Origin of the sequence: Streptomyces sp. MAR4 CNX-425 (assembly GCF_048656465.1) — a bacterium.
Classification (GTDB): domain Bacteria; phylum Actinomycetota; class Actinomycetes; order Streptomycetales; family Streptomycetaceae; genus Streptomyces.
The window spans coordinates 296,372-320,803 of record NZ_JBMDLF010000004.1 but is presented as its reverse complement, the minus strand read 5'-3'; the positions used below and the strand labels follow the sequence as shown (position 1 = coordinate 320,803).

Annotated in this window: 22 protein-coding genes; 2 read left to right on the top strand and 20 right to left on the bottom strand. The window is 74.3% G+C overall.

Annotated features, from left to right (window positions below):
* Positions 1-52 precede the first annotated feature (52 nt).
* From ACHZ99_RS14430 to ACHZ99_RS14380, 11 genes are all read right to left on the bottom strand, one after another.
* A complete protein-coding gene (locus ACHZ99_RS14430) occupies positions 53-625 on the bottom strand; it encodes an NADPH-dependent FMN reductase (RefSeq protein ID WP_420304944.1) in 573 nt (190 codons plus the stop codon).
* A 68-nt stretch (positions 626-693) separates the two neighbouring features.
* Complete coding sequence (locus ACHZ99_RS14425; RefSeq protein WP_420304943.1) at positions 694-1,131, bottom strand: PPOX class F420-dependent oxidoreductase; 438 nt, start codon at positions 1,129-1,131, stop codon at positions 694-696.
* Between the two features lie 62 nt (positions 1,132-1,193).
* Positions 1,194-1,880, bottom strand: a complete 687-nt coding sequence (locus ACHZ99_RS14420) for a methyltransferase (RefSeq protein ID WP_420304942.1) — start codon at positions 1,878-1,880, stop codon at positions 1,194-1,196.
* Positions 1,881-1,882: 2 nt separating this feature from the next.
* Positions 1,883-2,662: a cyclase family protein gene (locus ACHZ99_RS14415; protein WP_420304941.1), complete on the bottom strand. Its 780-nt coding sequence runs from the start codon at positions 2,660-2,662 to the stop codon at positions 1,883-1,885.
* Positions 2,659-3,603 carry a branched-chain amino acid transaminase gene (locus ACHZ99_RS14410; RefSeq protein WP_420304940.1) on the bottom strand — a complete coding sequence of 315 codons (945 nt, stop codon included), beginning with the start codon at positions 3,601-3,603 and terminating at the stop codon, positions 2,659-2,661. Before ACHZ99_RS14410 ends, ACHZ99_RS14415 begins: the two co-directional genes overlap by 4 nt.
* Positions 3,600-5,276, bottom strand: coding sequence for an FAD-dependent monooxygenase (locus tag ACHZ99_RS14405; RefSeq protein ID WP_420304939.1), 1,677 nt, complete (start codon positions 5,274-5,276; stop codon positions 3,600-3,602). Before ACHZ99_RS14405 ends, ACHZ99_RS14410 begins: the two co-directional genes overlap by 4 nt.
* Positions 5,273-6,517, bottom strand: coding sequence for a tryptophan 2,3-dioxygenase (locus ACHZ99_RS14400; RefSeq protein WP_420304938.1), 1,245 nt, complete (start codon positions 6,515-6,517; stop codon positions 5,273-5,275). Before ACHZ99_RS14400 ends, ACHZ99_RS14405 begins: the two co-directional genes overlap by 4 nt.
* A gap of 42 nt (positions 6,518-6,559) precedes the next feature.
* Positions 6,560-7,789, bottom strand: coding sequence for an aminotransferase class V-fold PLP-dependent enzyme (locus ACHZ99_RS14395; protein ID WP_420304937.1), 1,230 nt, complete (start codon positions 7,787-7,789; stop codon positions 6,560-6,562).
* Entirely contained in the window at positions 7,786-8,505 is a 720-nt protein-coding gene (locus ACHZ99_RS14390; protein WP_420304936.1) for a tryptophan 2,3-dioxygenase family protein, read from the bottom strand. Before ACHZ99_RS14390 ends, ACHZ99_RS14395 begins: the two co-directional genes overlap by 4 nt.
* Positions 8,502-9,821, bottom strand: coding sequence for an ATP-grasp domain-containing protein (locus ACHZ99_RS14385; RefSeq protein WP_420304935.1), 1,320 nt, complete (start codon positions 9,819-9,821; stop codon positions 8,502-8,504). Before ACHZ99_RS14385 ends, ACHZ99_RS14390 begins: the two co-directional genes overlap by 4 nt.
* 152 nt (positions 9,822-9,973) lie before the next feature.
* Positions 9,974-11,221, bottom strand: a complete 1,248-nt coding sequence (locus ACHZ99_RS14380; protein WP_420304934.1) for a hypothetical protein — start codon at positions 11,219-11,221, stop codon at positions 9,974-9,976.
* Between the two features lie 777 nt (positions 11,222-11,998).
* On the opposite strand from ACHZ99_RS14380, the gene ACHZ99_RS14375 reads away from it, so the two are divergent.
* Together ACHZ99_RS14375 and ACHZ99_RS14370 are read left to right on the top strand one after the other, a co-directional pair.
* Positions 11,999-12,814 carry an endonuclease I family protein gene (locus ACHZ99_RS14375; protein ID WP_420304933.1) on the top strand — a complete coding sequence of 272 codons (816 nt, stop codon included), beginning with the start codon at positions 11,999-12,001 and terminating at the stop codon, positions 12,812-12,814.
* Between the two features lie 270 nt (positions 12,815-13,084).
* A complete protein-coding gene (locus tag ACHZ99_RS14370; RefSeq protein ID WP_420304932.1) occupies positions 13,085-15,100 on the top strand; it encodes a glycoside hydrolase family 9 protein in 2,016 nt (671 codons plus the stop codon).
* Positions 15,101-15,146: 46 nt separating this feature from the next.
* Here the strand turns inward: ACHZ99_RS14370 and ACHZ99_RS14365 are convergent, their stop codons facing one another.
* The 9 genes from ACHZ99_RS14365 to ACHZ99_RS14325 are packed head-to-tail and all read right to left on the bottom strand — an operon-like array spanning position 15,147 to position 24,006.
* Positions 15,147-15,797: a class I SAM-dependent methyltransferase gene (locus tag ACHZ99_RS14365; RefSeq protein ID WP_420304931.1), complete on the bottom strand. Its 651-nt coding sequence runs from the start codon at positions 15,795-15,797 to the stop codon at positions 15,147-15,149.
* 46 nt (positions 15,798-15,843) lie between these two features.
* On the bottom strand, positions 15,844-17,313 hold the full coding sequence (locus ACHZ99_RS14360) for an NAD(P)/FAD-dependent oxidoreductase (RefSeq protein ID WP_420304930.1): 1,470 nt from the start codon (positions 17,311-17,313) through the stop codon (positions 15,844-15,846).
* Entirely contained in the window at positions 17,306-18,244 is a 939-nt protein-coding gene (locus ACHZ99_RS14355) for an alpha/beta hydrolase (protein ID WP_420304929.1), read from the bottom strand. Before ACHZ99_RS14355 ends, ACHZ99_RS14360 begins: the two co-directional genes overlap by 8 nt.
* The gene (locus tag ACHZ99_RS14350; RefSeq protein WP_420304928.1) at positions 18,241-18,699 is read right to left on the bottom strand and encodes a DUF6917 domain-containing protein; all 459 of its coding nucleotides are present in this window, start codon (positions 18,697-18,699) and stop codon (positions 18,241-18,243) included. The genes ACHZ99_RS14355 and ACHZ99_RS14350 overlap by 4 nt, the downstream gene beginning before the upstream one ends.
* On the bottom strand, positions 18,696-19,625 hold the full coding sequence (locus ACHZ99_RS14345) for a Gfo/Idh/MocA family protein (RefSeq protein WP_420304927.1): 930 nt from the start codon (positions 19,623-19,625) through the stop codon (positions 18,696-18,698). The genes ACHZ99_RS14350 and ACHZ99_RS14345 overlap by 4 nt, the downstream gene beginning before the upstream one ends.
* Positions 19,622-20,752: an Ldh family oxidoreductase gene (locus ACHZ99_RS14340; RefSeq protein ID WP_420304926.1), complete on the bottom strand. Its 1,131-nt coding sequence runs from the start codon at positions 20,750-20,752 to the stop codon at positions 19,622-19,624. Before ACHZ99_RS14340 ends, ACHZ99_RS14345 begins: the two co-directional genes overlap by 4 nt.
* Complete coding sequence (locus ACHZ99_RS14335; RefSeq protein WP_420304925.1) at positions 20,749-22,050, bottom strand: M20/M25/M40 family metallo-hydrolase; 1,302 nt, start codon at positions 22,048-22,050, stop codon at positions 20,749-20,751. The genes ACHZ99_RS14340 and ACHZ99_RS14335 overlap by 4 nt, the downstream gene beginning before the upstream one ends.
* Complete coding sequence (locus ACHZ99_RS14330) at positions 22,047-22,964, bottom strand: sugar phosphate isomerase/epimerase family protein (RefSeq protein ID WP_420304924.1); 918 nt, start codon at positions 22,962-22,964, stop codon at positions 22,047-22,049. The genes ACHZ99_RS14335 and ACHZ99_RS14330 overlap by 4 nt, the downstream gene beginning before the upstream one ends.
* Positions 22,954-24,006, bottom strand: a complete 1,053-nt coding sequence (locus ACHZ99_RS14325) for a hypothetical protein (protein WP_420304923.1) — start codon at positions 24,004-24,006, stop codon at positions 22,954-22,956. Before ACHZ99_RS14325 ends, ACHZ99_RS14330 begins: the two co-directional genes overlap by 11 nt.
* Between the last annotated feature and the right edge of the window lie 426 nt (positions 24,007-24,432).

Here is a 24,432-nt window from a genome sequence, read left to right as displayed (position 1 = left end):
GGATTCCGGGCGTTGTCGGGGCGGCTGGGTCAGGGCCGGATCGGGGGCCGGGTCAGGCGGAGCCGTCGCGCATCGGGCGCAGCGCGTCGGCGAAGCGGGCGAGCTCGTCCAGCATCACGCCGGCCGCCTCGGCCATCTGCTCGGTGCCCTCGAAGGTGCCGTCGTCGGCGATGTGGGTGCCGACGTAGTGGATCGCCACGGACTCCATCACGGGCATCATCTTCAGCGTGGTGACGACCTGCTTGGTCATCTGCGCCGCGCGCAGGCCCGCGGACGTGTTGCCGTAGCTGACGAAGCCGACCGGCTTGTACTGCCACTCGAAGTACAGGTAGTCGATGGCGTTCTTCAGCGCCGCGTTCATGCCGTAGTTGTACTCGGGGGCGACGAAGACGAACGCGTCCGCGGCGTCGACCGAGGCGCTCCAGTCCTTGGTGTGCTGCCGGGTGTAGTTGCGCTCCGCCGGGTGGTGCGGCTCGTCGAGCAGGGGCAGTCCGACCTCGGCGAGGTCGACCACGTGGACGTCGAAGCCGCCGTGCTTCTCGGCGAGCCGGGTGAACCAGCCGGCGACGGCCGGGCCGTTGCGGGCGGGCCGGGTGGAGGCGATGACGACGTGCAGGCGGGGCATGGGCGGGACTCCTCGGGATCGGGGCGGGGCCGGGCGGGTGGTGCCCGGCCGGGTGCGGGCGGGCGGGGTCAGTGGCCGGGGACCCAGCCGTAGCTGTGGTCGATGCGGAAGCGGACCACGAGGCGACGGTCGTCGACCATGGCCGCGCGGTACTCGTCCCAGTCGGGGTGCTCCCCCTGGACGGCGCGGTAGACGTCGATCAGCTCCTCGACCGCCTCGTCGCCGGGGTCGGCCGCCACCGCGGACAGGGCGGCGGTGCCCTCGTACACCGCGTAGGCGCCGCCGTCCGGGGTCGTGACGTGGAGGCTGACGCGCGGGTCGCGGCGCAGGTTGCGGACCTTGGCGCGGTCGTCGGTGGTGGAGAAGCGGATGACTCCGGTCGCGGGGTCGTGGGCGAAGTCGACGTTGGAGAGCTGGGGGCGGCCGTCCTTCTTCAGCGTGACCACCACCCCCCGGCCGCGGTCGGCGAGGAGCGAGCGGGTGCGGGCGTCGTCGTTCTGGGGCACGTGGCGTCCTTCGGTCGGATCGGGGTGCGGGGGCGGCGGCCGGCCCGCCGGGCGGGCCGGCGTCAGGCCCGGGTCAGCTCCCACATCTGGAACTCAAGTGCCACGGTGTCCAGTTCGCGCGGCTGACTGCGCCACAGGGTGAGCTTCCGTCCCGCGTCGGTGGCCAGCCGCCGCAGCAGCCCCACGTTACCGATGCTGCTGAAGCCGAGCAGCACCCGGCCGCCTGGCGTGAGCCGGTCCGGCGCCTCGCGGAGGAAGCGCCGGTGGGCGTCGTACCCCGGGTCGAAGAAGGCGTGGTGCAGATCGGACTCGTTGACGAACCCCTCGGGCGGTTCCGCGAAGTTCGAGTTCCAGTAGATCAGGTCGAAGCGCTCGTCGGGTCCGAGCGCCGAGAACAGGTCGCTGTGCAGCACCCGGACGCGGTCCGCGACCCCGTGGCGTACCACGTTGCGGCGGGTGTTCTCCACCGCCGCGGCGCTGACGTCCAGGGCGGTCACCGCGCAGCCCTCCTGGGCCGCGACCACGGCGGCGACCCCGACGCCCGAGCCGATCTCCAGGAAGGACCCCCCGGGAGGGAAGGGGAGCCAGCTGGTGAAGAGGCCGGTGACCGGGGTGTACGTGGGGCTGAACACGCCGTCGAGCAGCTCCCATTCGCGGTCGAGGAGGGTGAACTCCGCCGGGCGCGTGGTGTCCCGCAGGTGCCGGTGCATCAGGTCGCTGCCGCGCTCGAAGCCGATCTCGTCGTCCACGGTCAGACTCCTTCGGGGGTGTGCTCGACCAGGGCGAGGACGCGGCTGGGGCTGCCGGAGCCGCCGACGATGGGCAGCGGCCCGGCGATGACCACCGCGCCCGTGGGCGGCAGCAGCGACAGGTTCCGCAGCTGCGTCAGGCCGTACTTGCCCGCCCCGTGGAAGTGCCAGTGGCAGGGGAACGGCTGGTCGGGGAAGTCGCCCGCGAGCCCGGCGTCGGTGCCCACGGTCTCCACCCCGATCCCGGCCAGCGGGGTCTCCTCCGCGAGCCAGCGGGCGCACTCCGGCGCGACGCCCGGGGTGTGGCGGCCGTTGTGGAAGGCGGCGGGGTCGCCCTGCCGCTCGGCCCAGCCGGTGCGGTACAGCAGCCAGCCGCCGTCGGGCAGGGCGCCGTGGCGCTCCTGCCACGCCTCCACGTGCTCCCGGCGCATGAGGAAGTCGGGGTCCTCGGCGGCCTCCCGGGTGAGGTCGACGACGGCGGCGGGCCCCACGAGCCGCCCGGCCGGCACCTGCGAGACGTCGTGCCCGTCCTTGCCGGAGAGCCAGTGCACGGGGGCGTCGAAGTGGGTGCCGGTGTGTTCGGAGAGCTTGATGTTGTTCCAGTAGACGGTGGGTCCGGCCGCGTCGTAGTGGCTGATCACCTCGCGGCCGAAGGGCCAGGGCTGCCCCCGCTCGGGCGGCAGGTCGATGATCGGGGTCTCCTCGCTGAGCGGCGAGGTCAGGTCGACGACCCGGACGGCGCCCGTCCGCACCGCCGCCAGCAGATCGGTCAGCACGCTCATGCCGCACCGCCCTTCCGGGCCGGGACCGGGGTGCACCACTCCGAGTGCTTGCCCAGTCCGCGGACCGCGTCGTCGTAGTGGCCCTGAAGGACGCGGGTCAGCGGCCCGGGGGTGCCGTCCCCGACGGTCAGCCGGTCGACGCTGGTGACCGGCAGCAGCTCCGACATGGTGCCGCAGAGGAATATCTCGTCGGCCACGTAGAGCTCGGTGCGGTCGACCTCGCGGTGGTGCAGCTTCAGGCCGAGGTGCTCGTCGGCGAGGCGGGCCACCGTGTCGACGGTGATGCCCTCCAGGACGCCGCTGGTCCCGGGCGGGGTGATCAGCTCGCCGTCGCGGACGACGACCACACAGGAGCCGGGGGCCTCGGCGACCGTGCCGCGCTGGTTGAGCAGGAGCGCCGTGTCGTACCCGTTGCGCAGCGCCTCGTGCTGGGCGAGCCGGCTGTTGTGGTAGTTGGCCCCGGTCTTGATGCGCGGGGGCATCGTGTCGTCGCTGATGCGCCGCCAGGACGAGACCGCGGCGGCCACCCCGCGGTCGTGGGCGGCGGCGCGCGGGACCGGCGTGGACGTGATGTGGACGCCGGTCTCGGTGGTCGGCGCCATGGGGTCGAAGGTGGCGCCGAGGCCGAAGTAGGCGACCACGCAGACGTGGGCGTCGGCGTCGAAGTCGTTGGCGTTGACGAGGTCCATGCAGGCGCGGGTCAGGTCCTCGTCGGAGTACTCGATCTCCATGTGCAGGCTCTTCATCGAGCGGTGCAGCCGGTCGAGGTGGTCCTGGATCCGGAAGACCTGGCGCGTGCCGTCCGGGTCCCGGTAGACGCGCAGGCCCTCGAAGACGTTCGCTCCCCAGAACGCCCCCTGGCCGCGGGCGTGCAGGACGCATTCGTCCCAGGGCACGACGCTGCCGTCGAGCCAGGCGAACGGTGGGGCTTGCGCGGTCATGCCTGCGCTCCTTTCAGCGGGGCGGCGGCCGCCCGGCCGTCGCCCTCGGGGCCTTCTGCGGTGCCGTCTTCCGTGCCGTCCTCGGCGGGCGAGCCGGCGGCGGTGGCGAGGGCGGCGGCGAAGTCGTCGCCGCGGGTGGAGCGGGCCGCGAGGTGGCCGTCGGGCCGCACCAGCCACCACCCGGGGGTGTCACCGGCGTACCCGGCGGGCAGCCCCTCGGGGCCGGTGTGCACGGCCCGTACGCCGTCGGGCAGCCCCTCGGCCGGGGCGCCGGCCGGCAGCACGGCGACGAGGTCGGCGGCGACGGCCCACGGGCGGGAGCGGGCCGCGGCGGCGAGCCGCGCGGCGCCCGCCGCGTCGGGCGCCACGAGCAGCCCGACGAAGGAGTGCCCGAACAGCCGGCGCAGCCGGTCGGGCCCGCCGTCGCCGGCCAGCGGCGCGTCCGGAGCGAAGTGCCCCAGCAGCGGGTCGCCCGCCGCGCCCGGGATGAGGGGCGAATCGCGGTAGACGAAGGGCTCGGCCATGCGGCCGCTGTTGACCCGCCGCTCGGCCGCGGGCAGGACCTTCGACAGGCGCAGCAGTACGGCGCGGGCCCACCGGCGCAGGGGGTGCGGCGGGACCATGAAGCGGATGGTGGCCTCGGTGATCCGCAGGTTCTCCCGCGCGGCGGCGTACCGTTCCGTGTGGTAGCTCTCCAGCAGCTCCTCGCCGGCCAGGCCCCGCTCGATCTGGGCGAGCTTCCAGGCGAGGTTGTCGGCGTCCTGGATGCCGCTGTTCATGCCCCGCGAGCCGTACGGCGGCAGGGCGTGCGCGGCGTCGCCGGCGAACAGCACCCGCCCGACGCGCAGCCGGGCGACGACCCGCTGGTGGAAGCGGTAGGTGCTGACCCAGTCGACCTCGTAGGGGATGTCGCCGATGACGGCGCGCACCCGGGCGTCGAAACGCCCGTCGGCGCGCTCGGCGTCGATGTCCGCGTCGGGGGGCAGTTGCCAGTCGATGCGCCAGATGTCGTCCGGCTGCGGGTGCATCACCAGCTGGCGGCCGGGGTTGAACGACGGGTTGTAGTGGAAGTGCCGCTCCTTGGCGAGCGGCAGCTTCGCCCGGATGTCAGTGATGAGGAACCGGTCCTTGTGGGTGTAGCCGGTCCACTCGACGCCCAGCAGCTCGCGCAGGGTGCTGCGCACCCCGTCGCAGGCGACCAGGTGGCGTACGCGCAGGATCTGCTCGGCGGCGCCCGTCCGGGTGGTGAGGGTGACGCCGGCGGCGTCCTGGGTGACGTCCTCGACCCGGTGGTCCCAGCGCAGGTCCACGAGGGGGTCGGCGGCCGCGCGTTCGGCCAGGACCTGTTCGATGCGGTACTGCGAGATGTTGACGAAGGGGCCGTAGCCGAGCGGCTTCGGATGGGTGACGGAGCGGATCTGCTCGTTCGCCACGTACGTCCGGGCCGTCCGCCACGTCACGCCCTCGGCGTCGACGGGGTCGGCGCAGCCCGCCTTGTCGAGGACCTCCAGCACGTCGCCCTGGATGAGGCACGCCTTCGAACCCTGCTTGACCAGGGACGGCTTGGCGTCCACGACGACGCTCGGGACGCCGAGACCGGCCAGCCGCAGCGCGGCCACCAGGCCGACCGGCCCCGCTCCGACGATCCCCACGGGTGCTTCCAGTGTCGTCATCGTGCCCTCACGGTCTCGTCGCCCACGGGGGTGGCGTGGTGGAAAACAGGGATGTCGCGCACGGCCGCGAGGTAGGGGGTGCCCTCCGTGTAGCCGGTGCCCGTGGCCTCGCCGAGCATCCGCACGGCGAGCCGGTAGTGGGTGCCGCGCCAGCGGTGCAGGCTCGCGGCGAAGCCGTTCATCGCCGACTCCACGGCCGCGGTCTCCTCCGGGCCGAGGTCGCCGGAGTCGCGGGCCTCGCGGTACACGTCGTCCAGGGTCGGGTGGCCGTGGGCGAGACGGGCGTGGATGTCCGGCACGGAGTGGAAGGCGGGCGACTCGGCCCGCTCCCGGTCGGGGGTGCGGCACAGCGCCTCGACCAGCTTGTAGCCGCGGGACTGGATGGCGCTCGCGCCCTCGGTGAACTCGCGGAAGGTGCGGAACGAGCCGACCTGCATGGTGGCGAGCATGGAGAAGAGCGGGGCGGACTCCCGCAGCGCACCCTCGGCGCCCCGGACGAAGTGGACGGCCTCCGCCACGCGCCGCCCGCCGAGCGCGTCGATGGCGGCGCGCAGGTGCAGGGCGAGCAGGCGGAAGGTGGTCTCGAAGGTCTGGAGCACGCGCAGGAACATGTACTCGTCGTGGGAGACGTACACCGGCAGCAGGCTCAGCTGGACGGCGCGCCGCTCGGCGAGCGACATGTCGGCGTGCATCAGGCCCCGTACCTGCCGGGCCCGGTCGATGTGGCCGGTGGCGGTGACGCCCTGGTCGAGCGCCATCCGGGCGAGGGCCGGCAGGACCGCCCGCAGCGCGTGCTTGCACCGCTTGAGGACGAGGTCCTCGTCCGGGCGCATCTCCGGCAGCCGCACGCTCAGCCCGTCCAGCGCGGTCAGCTCGAAGTCGAGGGCGTCGGCGACCAGCTGTCCGATGAGCCGGTCGCACCGGGAGCGGGCGAACGGCGCGGTGGAGACGGGGTCGTCGAGGCCCGGCAGTTCGAGGACCGGCAGCGCCAGGTAGGTCGGGTAGTCGTAGCGGCCGTCGGCCTTGTCCAGCGCGGTGTCGAGGAACGTCGCGAGCGCGCGCACGTCGGGCCACGGACCGTGCATCGTCGGCAGCAGGTCGCGTACCCGCGTGAGTTTCTGGAGCAGTTCGGCGGGAACGAAGTGCTTGCCGACGCGCTGGTACTCGCGTACGACAGCGTCGTAGGGGAACCTCCCGGGGTCCGGGTCGCGGGCCCAGGATGCCAGTTCGGCTGTGAACATGTTTCCTGCCACTGTGGTGGGAGCGGTTCGGCGGTGGTGCGCTCAGCGGGACCTGTGCTCCCGCAGCGCCTCGCAGAGCGAGGCGATGTCGTCGGCGTTGCTGTAGTAGTGGAAAGCGGCACGGACCACGTCGCCCCGGGCGCTGACCGCGACGCCCCGGCGCGACAGCGCCTCGGCGAGCCGGGCCGGCCGGGGGTCGAGGATGCCGATGTGGGCGCCGCGCCGGTCGGCGGGGATCTCCCGGACCCGTTCGCCCTGGGCGCGCAGCGCTTCGGCGGCGGCCGCGGTGAGGGTCCGCACATGCGCGCGCACCCGGGCGGGGTCGGTCCCCGCGACCAGGGCGAGCCCGGCGGCGGCCGCGTAACAGGCGGGCACCGGCGGGGTGCCGGTCTCGAAGCGGCGCGCCGACTCGGGGAAGTCGAGGGTCCGGGGGTCGAAGGCGAACGGGTCGCGGCGGCCGAACCAGCCGGTCAGCGCGGGCGGCAGCGCGCCCGCCCCGGGCCGGCGGGCGTAGAGGAAGGCCACCCCCGGCAGGCCCAGCAGGTACTTCGAGGTGCCGGCGACCAGGTAGTCGCAGCCGAGCCGGTCGACGTCGACGGGTTCGACACCGGCCGCCTGGTACGCGTCCACGAACAGCTCGGCGCCGTGCGCGTGGGCGAGTTCGGCGATGTCCGCGACGGGCATCCGCAGCGCGTCCTGATAGCCCGTCATGGGGACCGACACCAGCCGGGTGCGCCCGTCGACGGCGGCCGGGTAGTCCTCGGCGTCCCCGGCGAAGACGACCTCGGCGCCGCGGGGCCGCTGGGCCAGCCAGACGTGGGCCAGGGAGGGGAACTCCAGCGGCGTGGTGACCAGGCGCGGCCGGTGGTTCCAGTCGGCGGTGGACGCGACCTGGTAGGCGCCGACCGAGGCGTTCGGGACGACGGCGATCTGCTCGGGCGCGGCTCCCACCAGGGCGGCGAACCGCTCCCGGGCCTGCGCCGTGCGCTCCTCGAAGAGGTGCCAGGGCGCCCCGTGGGCGGCCATGGCCTCCAGCATCTGCGCCAGCGCCTCGTCCAGCGCGGTGGAGCGGGGCGCGAGGCCGCAGCCGGCGAGGTGGGTGGTGCGTTCCAGCGCCGGGAAGGCGGCCCGGAACTCCTCCGGGCCGAGCGGGGCGGCGGGCGCCGCGCCGGCGGGATGCCCGGGGCGTTCCCGTACGGGGACGGCGCCGCCCCGGAGCTCCTGGGGGCGCGGCGCCGGTGCGGCCTGCTGTGCCGCGGTGCGGGTGCTCACGGCTCCTCCCGTACCGGCTGGTCGCCCATCGGCCCGGTGGCGGTCAGCTCGGTGCGCAGGTGCCACAGCTCGGGGAAGAGCTTGTGCGAGATCAGCTTGGCGAGCACGTCGACCGGGGTGCCCTGGGTGCCGACGGACTGGTGCCCGATGATGCGGGTGATGACCTTGAAGTGCTGGACGCGCCAGAGGGATATCCGGTCGTCCCAGTCGATCATCGCCTCCGCGAGCCGGTACTCCGGCGTGTCCGCGCCCGTGCGGTAGACCTCGGCGAGGTCGATGCCGCGGTCGGCGACGAGCTTGTCGAAGGCGGCGCCGATCACCCGGCTGTGGCTGCGGACCGCCCGCCAGCCGGGCGAGTCGGCGCCGGAGCCGTGGCCGAGGATGGTGCGGATGGTCTGGAAGTCCCACGGGGAGAGCTGCCGCATCATCTCCAGCTGCTGCGTGACGAGCCGCGCGCCCAGCGCGGCCCGGCCCAGCAGGCGGGTGGCGGTCTCCAGCCGGCCGGCCTCGATCTGCCGGGTCGCCTCGGCGACCTCGGCGCAGGCGAGCTTCAGCCAGAGCTCGGTGGTCTGGTGGACGATCTGGAAGAGCATCTCGTCGCGGTGGACCCACTCCCCGGGCCCCCGCTGGAGGGAGAGCAGGGCGTCGGTCCGCATGTAGCGGGTGTAGTCGTTCTCGCCCTCGCCCTCGAGGATCTGTTCGGAGTAGTCCTTCATCCGGTCACATCCAGGGGAACGGTGTCGGTGGTGCACCGGGTCGCGGTCCCCGGGCGGGGGTCCGCCGCGCGGTGCCCGGAAAGGGGTTCGGCGCTGACCCGGAAGCGCGTCGCCGTGCGGGTGAGGGCCTCGGCCACCTCGGAGCTGGTACGGCCCCGGAACCGGAACCGGCCGCCGACGTGCTCGTAGTAGGCGTCCGCCTCCGGCAGGACGCCGCCGGGGCTGAGCACCACCTCGGCGTACGGGCCCGGGGACAGGCCGGTCATCGAGGTGACGCCGGTGATCCGGCAGGGCCGGGCCGCCGGGGCGGGGATCAGCAGCCAGCCGCCCACCTCGCCGGTGCGCGGGGCGCCGGTGGCGGCGGGGAGGCGGCCGAGCTGGATGTCGAACGCGGCCCGCATCAGGTCGTAGCCGTGCAGCTCGCGCCAGATGAACGGGATCTCCGCGCCGCCCACCCGGGCGCCGACCTCCAGGAAGGAGCAGCGGACGCCCTCGGGGCCGGGGGCGACGAAGAGTTCCAGGTGGAAGGGGGTGACGTCGTCCGTGAGCGCCGCGAGGTACGAGGTCGCGGCGGCCTCGACCGCCTGGACCACCGCCGGGTCGTCCACCTCGACGGAGCCGAGGAACGCCCCCTCGCGGAAGCCGAGGCAGGTGTTGAGGTACCGGGAGACCCGCAGCCGGGTGGTACGGGTGCCGTCGAAGATCCCGTCGACGTGGTGGATCGGCCGCCCGTCGAAGCTCTGCGCGAGCATCGGCTCGGCGAACCCGCCGTCCCCGGGGAGGTCCTGCGGGCCGTCGAGGATGCGGACGCCCGCGCTGGAGCTGCCGACGCGGGGCTTGAGCACGACGGGATACCCCTCGCGGCGGGCGAAGTCCCGGACGTCGTCGGGGTGGGCGGCCGCCGCGAAGGCGGGCACCGCCAGTCCGGCCTCGGCGACCGCACGGCACATCAGGTACTTGTCGCGGAACCGCAGCAGGCCGTCGGGGCGCGGGCCCGGCAGCCCCCACTCGGCGCGGAGCCGGGCGCCGACCAGCAGGTCGTCCTCCTTCAGCGCGACGAGGGCGCGCGGGGCGCCGTGCCGGCCGGCGAGGCGGGCGACGGCGGCGCGGACGGCCGGCAGGTCGTCCGTCGCCGCGACCAGCTCGGTCCCGGCCGCCTCAGCGGGTACCGAGCCGAGCCCCACGTCGGTCGAGACGTAGGTGACCCGGTGGGTGGTGTGGTCGAGGTAGTCGGCGTAGTCGGCGTAGTGCTCGCGCCATCGGTTGATGACGACTATGTGGGGAAGGCCCTCCCCCTCGGGGGCGTACTCGGACATCAGCGGTCCCTTCACCGCGGTCCGCCCGCGCTGCGGGGCGCGGCCCGGGCGGCCGGGTGCGTGCGAGAACAGGGCGGTGGCGCCCTGGACGACGGATGAGCGGGGTGTGGGGGGTTCGACCGGTCGGCGGGGGGCCGGGCCCGGACACCGGGTCAGCCTGCCGTGAAGACGCAACTGCTGCGTGTCCCCGGGTTGGAGAAGGAGATGACCGCGCCCTGCGTCTGCTTGAGCGCGCGGACGAACCCTCCGGCGTACCCGTCGCCGTCCACGAAGACGCCCCAGTTGGCGGCCCAGTCCTCGGTGCGCCCGGTGGCCGCGTCCACGACCGGCTCGGGCGCGGGGCGGACCCGCCGCTGCACGACGGCGTCCGGCCCCGCCGCGTCGAGCGCCGCGGCCCAGCCCGCGTCGTCCGTCTCGTGGCCGACGACGGTGCCGACGCCGCCGTAGCCGACGCCGGGTTTGACGACCAGCTCGGCGCGTTCGGCGCGGCAGCGCTCCAGCAGGCCGGCGCGGTCTCCCCCGGACTGGAGGCCCTCGCCGAGGAGCCTCGTCCAGGGCACCGCCCGGTCGGCGGCGGCGCGCTCCTGCTCGGTCAGCCCGGCCCGGACGGCGGGGTCGTGGAGCAGCGCGAGGCTGCCCTTGCTGGCGTAGACGCCGCTGTCCAGGGGGAGGAACAGCGCGGTCCGCCCCTCCCGGTCGGCGCGGATGAGCAGGTCGAGGACGTCCTGCCCCACGGGGTCGTCGAGCAGTTCACCGGCGACGAAGTAGCGCAGGATCACGTCCAGCGGGGTGCCCCGGAGGGTGATCTTGCCGTTGCGCTCGGCGAGTTCGTGGATCTCGCCCAGGAGCAGGTCGACGCCCTCGGCGGCCATCGCCTCGCGGACCGCCGTGAACACGTGCTCGTGGGCGGCGATTCCGCCGGTGCTCTCGATGAGCGCGACGACCGGTTCGCCGCCGTCCGTGACGGGCCGGGCCGCGCGGCGCAGCGCGTCGGCCACCCGGGGCGCCGTGTCGAGGTGGCGCAGCCCGTGCTCCTCGGCGAAGGCCGCGAACTCGGGCACCCGGAGCCAGGCGCGGTTCTGCTGCGCGGTGTCGGTGCCGCCCAGTTCGCTGCCGACGTTGAGCTCCAGCAGGCGGAAGCAGGTGCCGTCGTGGTAGGCGTCGGCCCGGGCGTGCAGCACGGGGCGCGGCGCCGCGCCCCGGCACATGAGCCCGGCGAGCCGGGCGTCCATGCCGATGGCCGCGCAGTACGCGCGTAAATCGCCGTCGTAGAGGCGGTCGGGGAGCGAGGTCATGGCGCCGAAGAGGAGCCGGAGATCGCCGGCGAACTCCTCGATCTCCGTCCGGTCCGCGAAGAGCGGGCGGTCCAGGAGCACCCGGCCGAACGACTCGGCGTACACGGCCGGGAGATCGAGTTTGCGCGCGGCATTCCGGAGCGGTGAATTCTCTTCCGCGCATCTTTCGGCATAGAGCCTGGTGATGGTGTCAGCCACGTGTCCCTCTCCCAGCACGCACACACGCCGCCACGAGAGGTCGTCCCGATTGGCGGATAGGTCTGTTGCACTAGCCCCCGTTCCGGCTGGGCGTGTCGGCAGCCCGCAGAACCACCCGGACGCTATAGCGCACCCCGACCGGCGTCAACCCTGCATTTCAGGGGCGGAACGGCCGCCGCCACCAAGAATTCCATGCATATACACATTCCAATGCGTGCACTGGTCAGGACCCTTATCCGGGTGAAATTCACCGCCCGCCGACCCGGGCGCCCGCGGGGCGGCCGCACCGGGAAATCCGGGACCCCGGCCTCCGGCAGAAAATTGTCATATCCGGCCACCCGGAGTGCCGCCGTCCGGAATTCGCTCGGACATTCGCGTACCGGACATGCCGGAGTTGCGATCCCCGGTGATTTCGCAGCGGCTCTTCGTCCGGCCGCGAGCCGTTTGCACTTCCTGTCGAGCCGGATCCGGTTTCTCCCGGGCGGAACGCCGCGTACGGCCACCGGGCGGCCGCCGCGGCCGCACGGGCACCCAGGTCTACGCGCGGCCACCTGCGGGTACGTCCTTGTGGCCAACTGCGCGTGCTGTCACTCTCGTTGGAGGTCCGGCACCCGGCCGGCCCACGTGCCGCCCCCCCCCACACCCGGCAGCGGCAGGTGTCAACTCCCGGAGAGAGGTACTTCCGTGGACCCGTCCCGAATATCGCGCGCCGCGCTGATCTCCGCCGTGGCCCTGGCCGCGGCGGCCACCGGTACGCTGCCTTCCGCCGCCACCACGCCCGCCGGACCCGCGACGGCCTCCGCCGGCGCGTACGACGACACGTACTACGAGGACGCGCTCGGCAAGGAGGGCGAGGAGCTCAAGAGCGCCCTGCACACGATCATCAGCGACCAGACCAGGATCCCGTACAGCCAGGTCTGGGACGCGCTCATGGAGACCGACGAGGACCCGGAGAACCCGGGCAACGTCATCCTCCTCTACAGCGGCGACTCGCGCACCAAGGACTCCCACGGCGGCGACGTCGACGACTGGAACCGCGAGCACGTCTGGGCCAAGAGCCACGGCGACTTCGGCACGTCGACCGGTCCGGGCACCGACGTGCACCACCTGCGCCCCACCCAAGTGACGGTCAACAGCACCCGCGGGAACAAGGACTTCGACCACGGCGGCAGCCCGGTCGACCAGGCCCCGGGGAACTACACCGACGACGACTCCTTCGAGCCCCGCGACGAGGTCAAGGGCGACGTCGCCCGCATGATCCTCTACATGGCCGTCCGCTACGACGGCGACGACGGCTTCGCCGACCTGGAGCCCAACGACCAGGTCGACAACGGCTCCTCGCCGGCCATCGGCAGGCTCTCGGTCCTCAAGGAGTGGAACGACCAGGATCCGCCGAGCGATTTCGAGAAGAACCGCAACCAGGTGATCTTCGACCGGATCCAGCACAACCGGAACCCGTTCATCGACCACCCGGAATGGGTCGACTCGATCTGGCCGTAACGTTTCCCCAGGCCGCGATCGTGCGGTAGCGGGCCCCGGCGGCAGCTGCGGCCGCCGGGGCCCGCGGGCGCCCGCCAGCGGACCGCGGCGCCGCCGCACCCCGCCGCGCCGACACGCCTGAGCCGCCCGCGCGCGCACCATCGGCGCCGGCCCCCTCCTCCGCCGCCGGACTCATTGACGTGAGCACGGCACGAGAGGAGCATGGCAGGTATGGGAGCGCTCCCATACCTGCCGGGACCCGCCGACCACGGAAGCAGAAGGGCCGCCAGCATGTCGACTTCGCCCTCCGCCCGACCCGCCCGCAGCACCGGCCGCAGAGGCCCCCGCCGAGGGGGTCGCGTCCGGACGGGGCTCGTCGCCGGGCTGGCCGCCGGCGTGGTGTTCGGCGGCGGACTGCTCGCCCCGCCCGCGGCGGCCGCCCCCGCGGCGGCCGCCGCCCCGGCCCCGGAGGCGGGGTTCAACTACGCCGAGGCGCTGCAGAAGTCCATGTTCTTCTACGAGGCCCAGCGCTCCGGCGACCTCCCGGACGGCAACCGCGTCTCCTGGCGCGGCGACTCCGCCCTCGACGACGGCTCCGACGTCGGCCTGGACCTCACCGGCGGCTGGTACGACGCCGGCGACCACGTGAAGTTCGGCTTCCCGATGGCGTTCACGACCACCCTGCTGGCGTGGGGCGGGCTGGCCGCGGAGGACGGCTACGAGCAGTCGGGGCAGCTCGCGCACCTCAAGGACAATCTGCGCTGGGTCAACGACTACTTCATCCGCGCACACCCCGAGCCCGACGTCCTCTACGCCCAGGTCGGCGACGGCGACGCCGACCACCGCTGGTGGGGACCGGCCGAGGTCATGCCGATGGAGCGGCCCGCCCACCGCGTACACCCCGGCTGCCCCGGCTCGGACGTCGCCGGCGAGACCGCCGCCGCCATGGCGTCGTCCTCGCTGCTCTTCGCCGACGACGACCCCGCGTACGCCGCCACCCTCGTCCGGCACGCCGAGCAGCTGTACGACTTCGCCGACACCCACCGCGGCGTCTACTCGGACTGCGTGCCCGCCGGCAACTTCTACCGCTCCTGGTCCGGCTACCAGGACGAGCTGGTCTGGGGCGCGTACTGGCTCTACAAGGCGACCGGCGACGCCTCCTATCTCGCCAAGGCCGAGAGCGAGTACGACAAGCTCAGCACCGAGCCGCAGACCGACACCCGCAGCTACCGCTGGACCCTGGCCTGGGACGACAAGTCCTACGGCGCCTACGCCCTGCTGGCCATGGAAACCGGCGACGAACGGTACGTCCAGGACGCCAACCGCTGGCTCGACTTCTGGACCACCGGCGTGAACGGCCAGCGCGTGCCGTACTCACCCGGCGGCCAGGCCGTCCTCGACAGCTGGGGCTCCCTGCGCTACGCCGCCAACACCGCCTTCGTCGCCCTCGTCTACGGCGACTGGCTCGCCGCCTCCGACCCCGACCGGGCCGAGCGCTACCGCGCCTTCGGCGAGGGCCAGATCGACTACGCCCTCGGCGACAACCCGCGCGGCTCCAGCTACGTCGTCGGCTTCGGCACCGACCCGCCGCGCAACCCGCACCACCGCACCGCCCACGGCTCCTGGACCGACCGGATCACCGCACCCGAGACCAACCGCCACGTCCTCTACGGCGCCCTCGTCGGCGGCCCCTCCGGCCCCGACGACCAGTACACCGACAGCCGCCAGGACTACGTCGCCAACGAGGTCGCCACCGACTACAACGCCGGCCTGTCCGGCGCGCTCGCCGCCCTCGTCGAACGGCACGGCGGCAGCCCCCTGCCCGACTTCCCGCAGCCCGAGGAGCCGGACGGCCCGGAGATGTACGTCGAGGCGTCCCTGAACGCCCAGGGCGCGGGCTTCACCGAGGTCAAGGCCACCGTCCGCAACCGCAGCGGCTTCCCCGCGCGGATGCTGGACCAGGGCGCCTTCCGCTACTGGTTCACCCTCGACGAGGGCGTCGACCCGGCCGACCTCACCCTGTTCTCCGGCTACAGCGAATGCCCCTCCCCGCTGCGCGGCCCCTTCCAGGCCGAGGGCGACCTCTACTACGTCGAACTGGACTGCACCGGGAAGGAGATCTTCCCCGGCGGCCAGTCCCAGCACCGCGCCGAGGTGCAGTTCCGCATCACCGGCGGCACCGGCTGGGACCCCACCGACGACTGGTCCTACCAGGGCCTGACCGACCAGCCGACACCCGCCGGGAACATCCCGCTCTACGACGCGGGACAGCAGGTCTGGGGCGAGGAGCCGGGTCCGGGTGCGTGAGACGCGGGCGGCCGGACGACGCCGCCGGCCGCCCGGTGGCCACCGCTCAAGGCGCCTCGCCCGTCGTCACGTACACCCAGCCGCCGTAACGGGTCTGCGTGTGGTGGCGTACCGCGCCGTCCTCCACCGGCTCCCACGGATGGCGCTGCACCATGCTGGTGTCACCCCCGAACGGGGCGATCATCGGGCCCAGCGCCGGAATCAGCCGATCCGGCCACCAGCGGGGCAGCCTGTAGTCCAGCACCACCCACCGCCCACCGGGCTGGAGAGCCTCGTAGCCCCGCTCGACCACCTTGGCGTACTCGGCGATCAGCGTGAGCGAGAAGCAGGCGATGATGCCGCGGACGTTCTCCGGCCACTGATACGTCGTCAGGTCCTCCTGCACCAGTGACACCTGACCGCCCAGCCCGGCTTCCCCGACCCGCTTCTCAGCCTGTTCCAGCATCGCGTCGGTGAGGTCCACGCCGATCACCCGCCCGGCCGGGCCCACCGCCCGCGCCAGCAGCGGCAGATTGTGGCCGGTGCCGCAGCCGACGTCGACGACCGTGTCACCGGACCGCAGGGCGAGCTGTTCGAGGGCGAGGTGCTTGTACGCCATGGTGCGCTGGCCGATGAGGTACAGGCGGTTGGAGGTCAGGTCGTAGCGCTTGGCCCGTTTGCGGTAGACCTTCACCATGCGCTCGGGCTCCGTCGTCATGCGGTCTCCCTAGGTTGTCGGCCGGCCCGGTGGGGCCGGGTGCGGTTCATGCGTCTCCGCCCCGGTGACTGCCGAGGCGGGTGGGGCCGGGCGGCGAAGTGGCGGGGGCCGGGGTGCGCTTCGGTCCACGCAGGACCGAGGCCAGCACCCGGGGCCGGAGGACGACGTGCGGCGGGGCCAGCAGGTGTGTCATGTCGAACAGGGCGGTGGCCACCGTCCTGTCGGCGGTCGCCACCTTCAGCAGCCGGTCGGTGTACCGCTTGCCGAGCCGGGCGGCCAGCGGCAGCGGGCCGTCGGCGGCTCCGGGGTAGGCCAGGTCGGCGTTGCCCGAGAGCGTCCACGCGTCGTCCACGCAGCGGGCTATCCGTTTGCGGAGCGGTCCGGTGAGGCCGGCGGGAATACGGCCGGTGGCACGGGTGCCGGCCCGTTGCAGGGCGCGGTGCAGGGCCAGGGCGCTGGCTCCGGCCACGGATATGCCCTGGCCGTAGGCCGGGTTGAAGGCGCCGACGGCGTCGCCGAGGACGAGGAAGCGGTCCGGCCAGCGCGACAGCCGTTCGTAGTGGTGCCTGCGGTTCTCCGTACGGCCGGACCCGTACACCTCGTCGACGGGCTTGGCGTCGCGGATCGCCTCGTACAGCACGGTGCTCCGCAGGCCCTTGGCGAAGTCGACGAAGCCCGCGTGGTCCAGGGGCGGGCGCTCGCCTCCGAGGCCGGCGACGGAGACCATCCAGCGGTTGTTCTCGATGGGGTTCAGGATGCCGGCGCGGGGTTCGGCGGGGGTGGACTGGAGCAGGATGCACTTCCAGTCGGCGGCGTGTCCGGGCGGCGGTTCGAAGATGCAGGTGGCGTAGGCGCAGCCGGCGTCCACGACGGTCTTCTCCGGGCTCTCGTAGCCGAGGCTCCGCAGCCATGCCGGGGCGCGGGAACCGCGGCCGGTGGCGTCCACGACGAGGTCGGCGCCCAGCTCGTGCGGCTGCCCCCAGCCGGTGCGCGCCGTGGCGTCCCGCTCCCGGACCCGTACGCCGCGGACCGCGCCGCCGCCCGCGACCAGCCCGACGGCCTCGGTCTCCTCGTGCACGCGCACGTTGGGCAGCCGGCGCAGCCGGCGCCGGACGGCCCAGTCGAGCAGGTCGCGGGAGCCGGACAGAACGACGTGCCGGCTCTCGAAGCGCTCCACCCAGCCGCCCGCCATCAGCAGCAGCATGTCCTCCGGCATGCGCACCTCGACCATGCCGAGGTCGCGCAGTTCGCCGAGCAGCCCGGGCAGGAGCGACTCCAGGGCGCGCTGCCCGGCGCCGAGCAGATTGTGGGTGTGCCGGGCCTGCGGTACGCCGCGGCGCCACCGCGGCTCGTCGGGGTAGCGGTCGCGTTCGACGAGGGTGACCCGGTCGACGTGCGGGGCCAGCGCGGCGGCGGCGCAGAGCCCGGCGAGGCTGCCCCCCAGCACGATCGCCCGGCTGCCGCCGTCCCGGCCCGCCGTGAGGTCGGCCGTCCCCGGCCCCGCCGCCTCACTCATGCGCCGGACCCCGCCGGGCGAGCCACTCGTGGGCGGCGCGGTACCAGCTGGGCGCGGTGCGGTGGACGTTCAGGGAGTGCGCGGCCCTGGGCACCACGAACGCCTCCAGGTCGGTGGTGCCCGTGTAGAACTTCCGCTCGTACGCCACGACGGACTCGGCGTCGTCGGTGGAAGCGTCGCCACCGCCGAAGAGCCGGTCCTCCTGCCCCATCACGAGCAGCACGGGTACGTTCACGCCGGCGGCCGTCTCCGGCTGGTAGATGGCCTCCAGTGTGAAGCCCTCGCCGCTGGTCACGGTCGACTTGGTCTCCTCGTGGTACTCGGACATCCCGGGGTGCATGCCGGCGTGGTGTTCGTAGAGTGCGGCGCGGCGGCCGGGCCGGGTGGTCAGGTAGTTCTCCGGGGGGTTGGCCGGCGCCAGCAGCGGGTCCTCGGCGGCCGGGTACAGGGCGGGGATCACCTCCGGGTACAGCGGGCCGAACGCGTGCATCAGTCCGGTGACGACCAGGGCGTCCAGGTCCCGGTGGCGGGTCGACTCGATCAGGGCGATCCCGGAGCCGAGCGAATGGCCGACGGCCACCACGTGGCGGAACGCCGGCAGGCCGGGCGCGCCCCGCCGCAGGGCGGCGATCACCTGGTGGACGGCCGCGACGTTGCTGTCCACGGTGACCTGGTCGGCGGGCGGGTGCACGCTGCCGCCGGTGCCGGGGCGGTCGAGGGCCAGGACGGCGTAGCCCTCGCCGGCCGCGTGCCGCGTGTAGCCGAGGGCCCCGGGGGCGGTCCAGTAGCGGCGGTCGTAGGTGAGACCCGACAGCAGCAGCTGCACGGTGTCGGGCGGGTCGCCGGCGGGCAGGAACAACTCGCCCTCCAGCCGCCAGACGGCGTCGGGGTCGTGCGGAGGTGTCACGTCGATGCTGACGACGGTGCTCATACGGACAGCGCCCTTCTGCTGTAGTGGGTTGCCGGCGAAACGCCGGGGAGGGGTGACTGGCGGAACGACACCCGCGCCTCCGGGTCCAGGGCCAGATCGGGCCCGGTCACCACGTGCTCGACTCCGATCAGCACGTTGTAGTGGTTGGGGAAGTGGCAGGCGTCGAAGCCCAGGACGGTGCCCACGAGCCGGTCTCCGATCCACACCTCGTCGCCCCGGTCGACCACCCCGGCGCCCTGGATCTCGGCGAAGCCGAGGAAGCCCACGCGGTCGATGCGGGCGCCGGGCGGGCTGCCGGTCTGGTCGGTGGTGACCAGCTCGTGCACCTCGCCGGCGCGCACGCAGCGGCTGGTGAACTCCTCCAGCCGCATGCCCCGCTCCTCGCGGCGGTGGGTCAGCACCTTGACGACGGTGGCGGGCACGGCGCGCTTGGCGCCGTCCTCGTGCGGGTTCACCGGAGGGCTCCTTCCGCCCGGTAGACGGCGTCGACCAGTTCCAGGGCGGCGAGTCCGCCGTCGGCGGTGTCCGGCGCCCGCAGCCGGCTCTCGAAGTCGGTGAGCACGCCGACGTACTCGTGCCACAGCGACGCCTTGAACTCCGGGTGGCCGGCGAGCATGTCGGCGTAGAGCCGGGTTCCGTCGGCCAGCTCGACCTCGACGTCCTTGACCTCGCCGGGGTAGGACCAGTCCAGTTCGACGCGGGCGGTCGCGCCGGACGCCGCGCCCAGGACGACGGCGGCCCGGCGGTCGGTGCCGGCCTCGTCGCGTTCGACGTCGGCGGTCTCCAGGCCGACGTCGCCGACGAACTGCCGTACCAGGTCGAAGGCGTTGGGGCCGTTGTCGGCGACGCAGCCGCCGCCGCAGCGCTCGGCGTCGAGGTACCAGCGGTCGCTGCCGGCGTGGTCCTCGATGCGCTCCAGATAGCGGACGGTCATCGAGCGCACGGGTGCGCCGGCGGCCGCGACCTCGTGGCGCAGGCGCTGGACGGAGGAGTTGTAGCGGCGGTGGAAGGAGGTGAGGAGGGCGACGCCCCTGCCGGCGGCCAGCGCGGCGAGTGCGCGGCCGTCCTCGACCCGGGTGGCCAGGGGCTTCTCGACGCAGACCGCGACACCCGCCGCGAGGGCGTCGGTGCAGACCGCGGCGTGCGCGTCGTTGGGCACGTTGACCACCACCGCGTCGACGGCGGCGTCGGCGAGGAGGCCGGCGTGGTCCTGGTAGCAGGCGGCGGAGCCGCGGAACGGCTCCAGGGCGGCGGGCCGCAGGTCGCACACGGCGGCCAGCTCCAGGCCGGGCAGCCGGTCGAAGGCGGCCACGTAGAACTTCGAGATGACGCCGAGGCCGATGAGACCGACGCGCCGGCGCGGGGCGGCGGGCCGGCTCATCGGGCACCCGCCTCGGGAAAGGCCGGGCCGCGGTCGTCGGCCAGGGCGGTCAGCTCGGCGTGGAGTTCAGGGGACAGCGGCACGCCGGTGCGGCGGTGGTGCACGGCGGCCAGTTCCTCGGGGCGGCCGGGGTATCCGACCGGGCGGGCGGGGTCGAGCGGCGGGCAGTCCAGCAGGGCGCCGAAGAGGCCGTCGGCGTCGCCGCGGAAGTCCGGCTCGGGCCGCAGCGCCCCGGGGGCCAGCACCAGGGCGGTCAGGCCGATGTCGTCGTCCTGCCCGGTGGGCCGGCCGTCGCCGGTCAGCGCCTCGGGCGCGGGGCCGAGTCCGGCGCCGGGCACCAGGGCGGCCAGCACCTCGACCATCAGGCCGAGCCCGTAGCCCTTGAAGGCGCCGGTGGCGGGGTCGCCGCCGAGCCAGCGCAGGAAGCCCTCCCCGGAGTCCAGCGCGTGCGGGTCGGTGACGGGGCGGCCTTCGGTGTCCTCCAGCCACCCCTCGGGGATCGGCTCGCCGGCGCGGGCGGCGGCGCGCACCCGGCCCGTCGGCACCACGGTGGTGCTCATGTCCAGCACGTACGGGGGCCGGTCGCCGGCCGGTGCCGCGACGCTGAAGGGGTTGGTGCCGAGCATCGCCGCCCGGCCGCCCGGGGGGCGGGCGATGCGCTGCCGGCCGCAGTTGGAGGCGAGGACGGCCACCATGCCGCGCCGGGCGATACGCGCGGTGTGGTAGCCGGCGCAGCCGAAGTGGGTGGCGTCGCGCATCGTCACCATCGCGACGCCGGACTCCCGGGCGCGGTCGGCGGCCAGCTCCAGCGCCTCGGTGGCGGCCCACAGCCCGAGGGAGCGGCGCGCGTCGAGGTAGACGGCGGCACCGGTGTCGGTGATCTTCGCCGGTTCGGCGGCGGCGTCGATGCGGCCGGCGTCCAGGGCCGGCAGGTACAGCCGGGTGAGGTTGGCCAGGCCGTGCGAGGTGGTGCCGGTGAGGTCGCCGTGGACGAGCGCCTCGGCGGCGGTGCGCGCCCGCGCCGCCGGCACCCCGCGGTCTGCGAAGACCTCGGCGGTGAAGGCCACGAGGGCGTCGTGGGGAACGCTCACTCCGCCGCGGGGCGGAGCGTCGGTCGGCTGGGTCACTGTCGGGTTCCTCCCGTGACGGCGTGGCGCCGGGCGGCGAACCGGGTGAGGATTCCGCTCACCGCCCCGGCGAAGGCTTCGAGATCGGACAGCTCGGCGAACTCCCCCGCCGCGTGGGCGCGGTTGCGGTCGAGGTCGCCGGGGCCGAGGACCGCGCTGTACGTGCCGGGCAGGCCCGCCGCCCACAGCGCGTCGCAGGTGAAAGCGGGTTCGTCGGCCGGCCAGGGGACGACGTCCCCGCCACGCTCCAGCAGCTCGGCCGCCCACGGGTCGTCGGCCGGCGCGAGCGCGGGCAGGCCGCGCTTGTGCCACTCCACGCGGGTGATCGCGGCGGCGTCGGCCGCGGTACGGGCCAGGTCCCGGTGGCCCGCATAGGCGGCGGTGAACTCCCGCAGCCCGTCGGTGACCTCGCGCTCCAGGTGCCCGGCCAGGGCCCGGCCGGCGGCGGAGTCGGGATAGGAGCAGTTGAGCAGCAGCCGGCCGCTGCCGTACACCCGGTTGTGCAGGTGGCCGGTGTGCAGGCCGGCGACGCAGACCTGCCCGCCGCCGGCCCGCTCCGGGAGCCGGGTGGCGAGCCGCTGGGCGAGGTGGCCGAGCAGGACGGTGGCGTTGTGGCCGGCGGCCGGCCGGTCGTCGATGGCGTCGTCGCCGTCGACACGTACGCAGGCGGTCATCGCGGCGGTGGCGCGCGGCAGCAGCCGCAGACCGGTCGGCTCGCAGAACAGGTTGAGCCGGCCGTAGAGGCCGCGGCGGATCAGCGGGCGGGTGCCGAACACCCCCATGGCGCCGCCCTCTTCGCCGGCGACGGCCTGGATGAGCACGCGGGTGCCGTCGGCCAGGCCGGGGCAGGCGTCGAGGGCGGCGCGGATCCCGGCGAGCAGCGCCACGGCGGGGCCCTTGGCGTCGGTCGCGCCGCGGCCGGTGAACCGCCGCCCGTCGAAGCCGGCCGGCTCCACGCCGGCGACGGTGTCCAGATGCACGTTGAACATCACGGTGTCCGCCTGCGGCAGCGCGGGGCCGAGCGCCAGCACCAGGGAGGGCTGGACGGCGAGGAACCCGGGGTCGGCGGCGACGGCCCGGCGTACGGCCAGCGGCACCTGGTCGTCCGTCAGCTCCGCCGGGTCGGCGGCGGCGTGGTGCACGACGCCGAAGCCGAGGGGCGCGGCGGCGTCGGCGTAGGCGCGCTGGGCCTCCCACAGCAGCGGTTCCTGCCCGCCCTCCAGCGGGCCGGCGGTGGGCAGCTCCAGCAGGTGCAGCAACAGCCTCTGCTCCGCGGGCGCCAGCGGGACGCCGCTCACGGGGCCGCCTTCCGGGTCAGCCCGGCAGCCAGGACCTCCAGGGCGCGGCCGTACTCGACGAACCCGGCGACCCCGTCCCGGCCGGCGTCGGTACGGCCCTCGTGGGGGCGGACGGCGCGGTGCGGCTCGATGGACCAGTAGCCGGTGTAGCCGCGGTCCAGGAGCAACTGCAGGCAGTCGGCGACCCGGCACGTGCCCTCGCCGGGCAGGGTGTAGACGGCCTCGCCGGCTTCGGCGCGGGCGTCCTTGACCTGGACGTGCTCGACGTGATCGACGAGTTCGGCGAGCAGGTCGTACGCGTCGTAGCCGTACGCCACGCCGTTGCCGGTGTCGAAGACCAGCCGCAGCGCCGGGCTGTCGACCTCGGCCAGCAGCCGCAGCGAGCGCGCGGCGTCGGCGCCGGCCCAGCCGGCGCAGTTCTCGTGCAGCAGCACCAGCCCGGCGTCCTCGGCCTGCCGGGCCAGTCGCCGCATCCGGGCCACGGTCCGGCGGGCCCACTCCGGTTCGCCGAGGGGGGCGTCGGGGTCGTTCGGGTACGACATGACGCGCACGTAGCGGGTGCCGAGCGTGGCGCAGCGGGTCGCCAGGCAGGCCAGCTCGGCGCGGTCCAGCTCGAAGTCGCCGGTGACGGGGCGGGCCCAGTTGGCGATGCGGGAGTCCACGCACACCACGTCGAGGCCCGCCTCGTGCAGCGCCGCGGCCGTACGGTCGAACGCGGCGGCGCCGAGGTCGGCGAGGGCTGTGCCGTCGATGTCGCGCAGCTCCACCGCGGTCCAGCCGAGCCGCCGGACGGCGCTGATCTGGCCGGCGAGGCCGGGGGCGGCCTCGTCACCGACGCCGGCGAAGCGGATGCCGGGCGGCGCCGGGGGCCGGAGGCTGCGGGAGGCGGGTCCGGCCGGCGTGTCAGCCCGCATGGCTCACGCTCCGCCCGGACGGTGCGGCGGGCGGGAGGGTGTCCGCCTCATCCGGGCGGCGGCTGGCCTCCTTGGCGTCGGCGAGCAGCTCCACCACGCGGGCGGCGTTGTGTAGTTGGGGTGCCAGATCCGTGCCGTCGCGCAGCGCGCGGTAGGCGTCGACGAAGTACGCGGACAGCGCGTCGTCGGGGAAGACCTCCCGGGTCCCGGGTCGGCCGTTGCGGCCGAACCGCAGTTGGGCGTAGTGGTCGTCCTGGGCGCCCGGGTAGTGCGCGACCGCCAGGCCGCCGGTGAACCGCAGCTGGATACGGCGCTCGCGGACGGGGGCGGTGAGGTCGGAGGTGATCCGGCTGGTGGCCGACCGGTGCCGCAGGAGGAGTTCGGCGCGGCCCATGCCGGCGACGACGGTGTCGCCGACGCGCATGTCGGCCAGTTCGGCGCCGGCCAGGACGGCGTCGCCGGCGAGCCGCAGGCAGACCCCGACGGAGTGCGGCGGTTCCACGTCGAACGCCGTGGGGTGGCCCTCGTCGCCGAGGGTGCGGCTCATCCGCGGCTTGCTCTGCCGTACGTCGATGGAGCGCAGCTCGCCCATCTCGCCCTCCTCGACCAGCCGGCCGAGGCGCGCGGTCAGGGAGCTGGCGAGCCACGGGGCGACGACCGCGAGGTGCAGCCGCTCGGCGCGGGCGAGGTCGAGGATGTCCTGTGCGCCACGCCGCTCGGCGGCGAGGGGCTTCTCGACGATGATCCGGCGGAAGCCGGCCGCGGCCAGCTCGCGCAGCAGACCGAGGCGGGCGACGGGCGGCGTGCACAGGTGCACGACGGTGTGCTCGGGGTCCAGCAGGCCGCGTGCCTCGGCGATGGAGGAGACGGCCTTCAACTCCCCGGCGGGCGCAGGTGCGGAGGGGGCGAGCGGATCGAGGGAGAGGACGGGTGCCGGGGCGAAGAGGCCGGGGTGCCGCCCGGCGGCGCGCAGCCGGCGCAGGACCGCCCAGTGCAGTCCCAGGCCGGCCCGGCCGAGCCCGATGATCAGTGTCCGCTTCATGTGGTACGGCTCCTCTCAGCGGTCCCGGTGCGCCGTCGGTGCGGTGGGGGGCCGTCGGATCGGTGCCCGCCGGGGTACGCCGGCGGGGTGTGGGCGGTCGACGAATACGCGGCCGTCGTCGGCGGCTCTCCCGGGCGCCCGGTACAGGCTGACGGTGCGGGAGCGAGTGATCTCGACGGCCGGCGGTTCGCCGTCGACGGTGCGCGGCGGGTAAAACGACAGGGGCCGAAACCGGTGAATTCGGGAACAGTGAGTCCTCTGCCACCCGCTATCGGGTGGGAATTTCTGGGTGCGGCGGCGCGACAGCGCTTCAAAAAGATTGCAGGAGGGCGGCGGGGGTGTCAAGAACGGGTCGTTGAAGCCCGTCGCCACGGCCGCCGCACGAAGTCGGGAGATGGTTCCTGATCTGCGCGTTCAACCTGCCAC

What these genes read in the sequence shown, in the direction of transcription:
- ACHZ99_RS14360 (WP_420304930.1), bottom strand. Translation starts at nt 17,313, where the DNA reads ATGAGTGAGGCGGCGGGGCCGGGGACGGCCGACCTCACGGCGGGCCGG.
- ACHZ99_RS14345 (WP_420304927.1), bottom strand. Translation starts at nt 19,625, where the DNA reads ATGAGCCGGCCCGCCGCCCCGCGCCGGCGCGTCGGTCTCATCGGCCTC.
- ACHZ99_RS14385 (WP_420304935.1), bottom strand. Translation starts at nt 9,821, where the DNA reads ATGTCCGAGTACGCCCCCGAGGGGGAGGGCCTTCCCCACATAGTCGTC.
- ACHZ99_RS14415 (WP_420304941.1), bottom strand. Translation starts at nt 2,662, where the DNA reads ATGAGCGTGCTGACCGATCTGCTGGCGGCGGTGCGGACGGGCGCCGTC.
- ACHZ99_RS14370 (WP_420304932.1), top strand. Translation starts at nt 13,085, where the DNA reads ATGTCGACTTCGCCCTCCGCCCGACCCGCCCGCAGCACCGGCCGCAGA.
- ACHZ99_RS14405 (WP_420304939.1), bottom strand. Translation starts at nt 5,276, where the DNA reads ATGACGACACTGGAAGCACCCGTGGGGATCGTCGGAGCGGGGCCGGTC.
- ACHZ99_RS14365 (WP_420304931.1), bottom strand. Translation starts at nt 15,797, where the DNA reads ATGACGACGGAGCCCGAGCGCATGGTGAAGGTCTACCGCAAACGGGCC.
- ACHZ99_RS14410 (WP_420304940.1), bottom strand. Translation starts at nt 3,603, where the DNA reads ATGACCGCGCAAGCCCCACCGTTCGCCTGGCTCGACGGCAGCGTCGTG.
- ACHZ99_RS14400 (WP_420304938.1), bottom strand. Translation starts at nt 6,517, where the DNA reads ATGTTCACAGCCGAACTGGCATCCTGGGCCCGCGACCCGGACCCCGGG.
- ACHZ99_RS14325 (WP_420304923.1), bottom strand. Translation starts at nt 24,006, where the DNA reads ATGAAGCGGACACTGATCATCGGGCTCGGCCGGGCCGGCCTGGGACTG.
- ACHZ99_RS14430 (WP_420304944.1), bottom strand. Translation starts at nt 625, where the DNA reads ATGCCCCGCCTGCACGTCGTCATCGCCTCCACCCGGCCCGCCCGCAAC.
- ACHZ99_RS14390 (WP_420304936.1), bottom strand. Translation starts at nt 8,505, where the DNA reads ATGAAGGACTACTCCGAACAGATCCTCGAGGGCGAGGGCGAGAACGAC.
- ACHZ99_RS14355 (WP_420304929.1), bottom strand. Translation starts at nt 18,244, where the DNA reads ATGAGCACCGTCGTCAGCATCGACGTGACACCTCCGCACGACCCCGAC.
- ACHZ99_RS14330 (WP_420304924.1), bottom strand. Translation starts at nt 22,964, where the DNA reads ATGCGGGCTGACACGCCGGCCGGACCCGCCTCCCGCAGCCTCCGGCCC.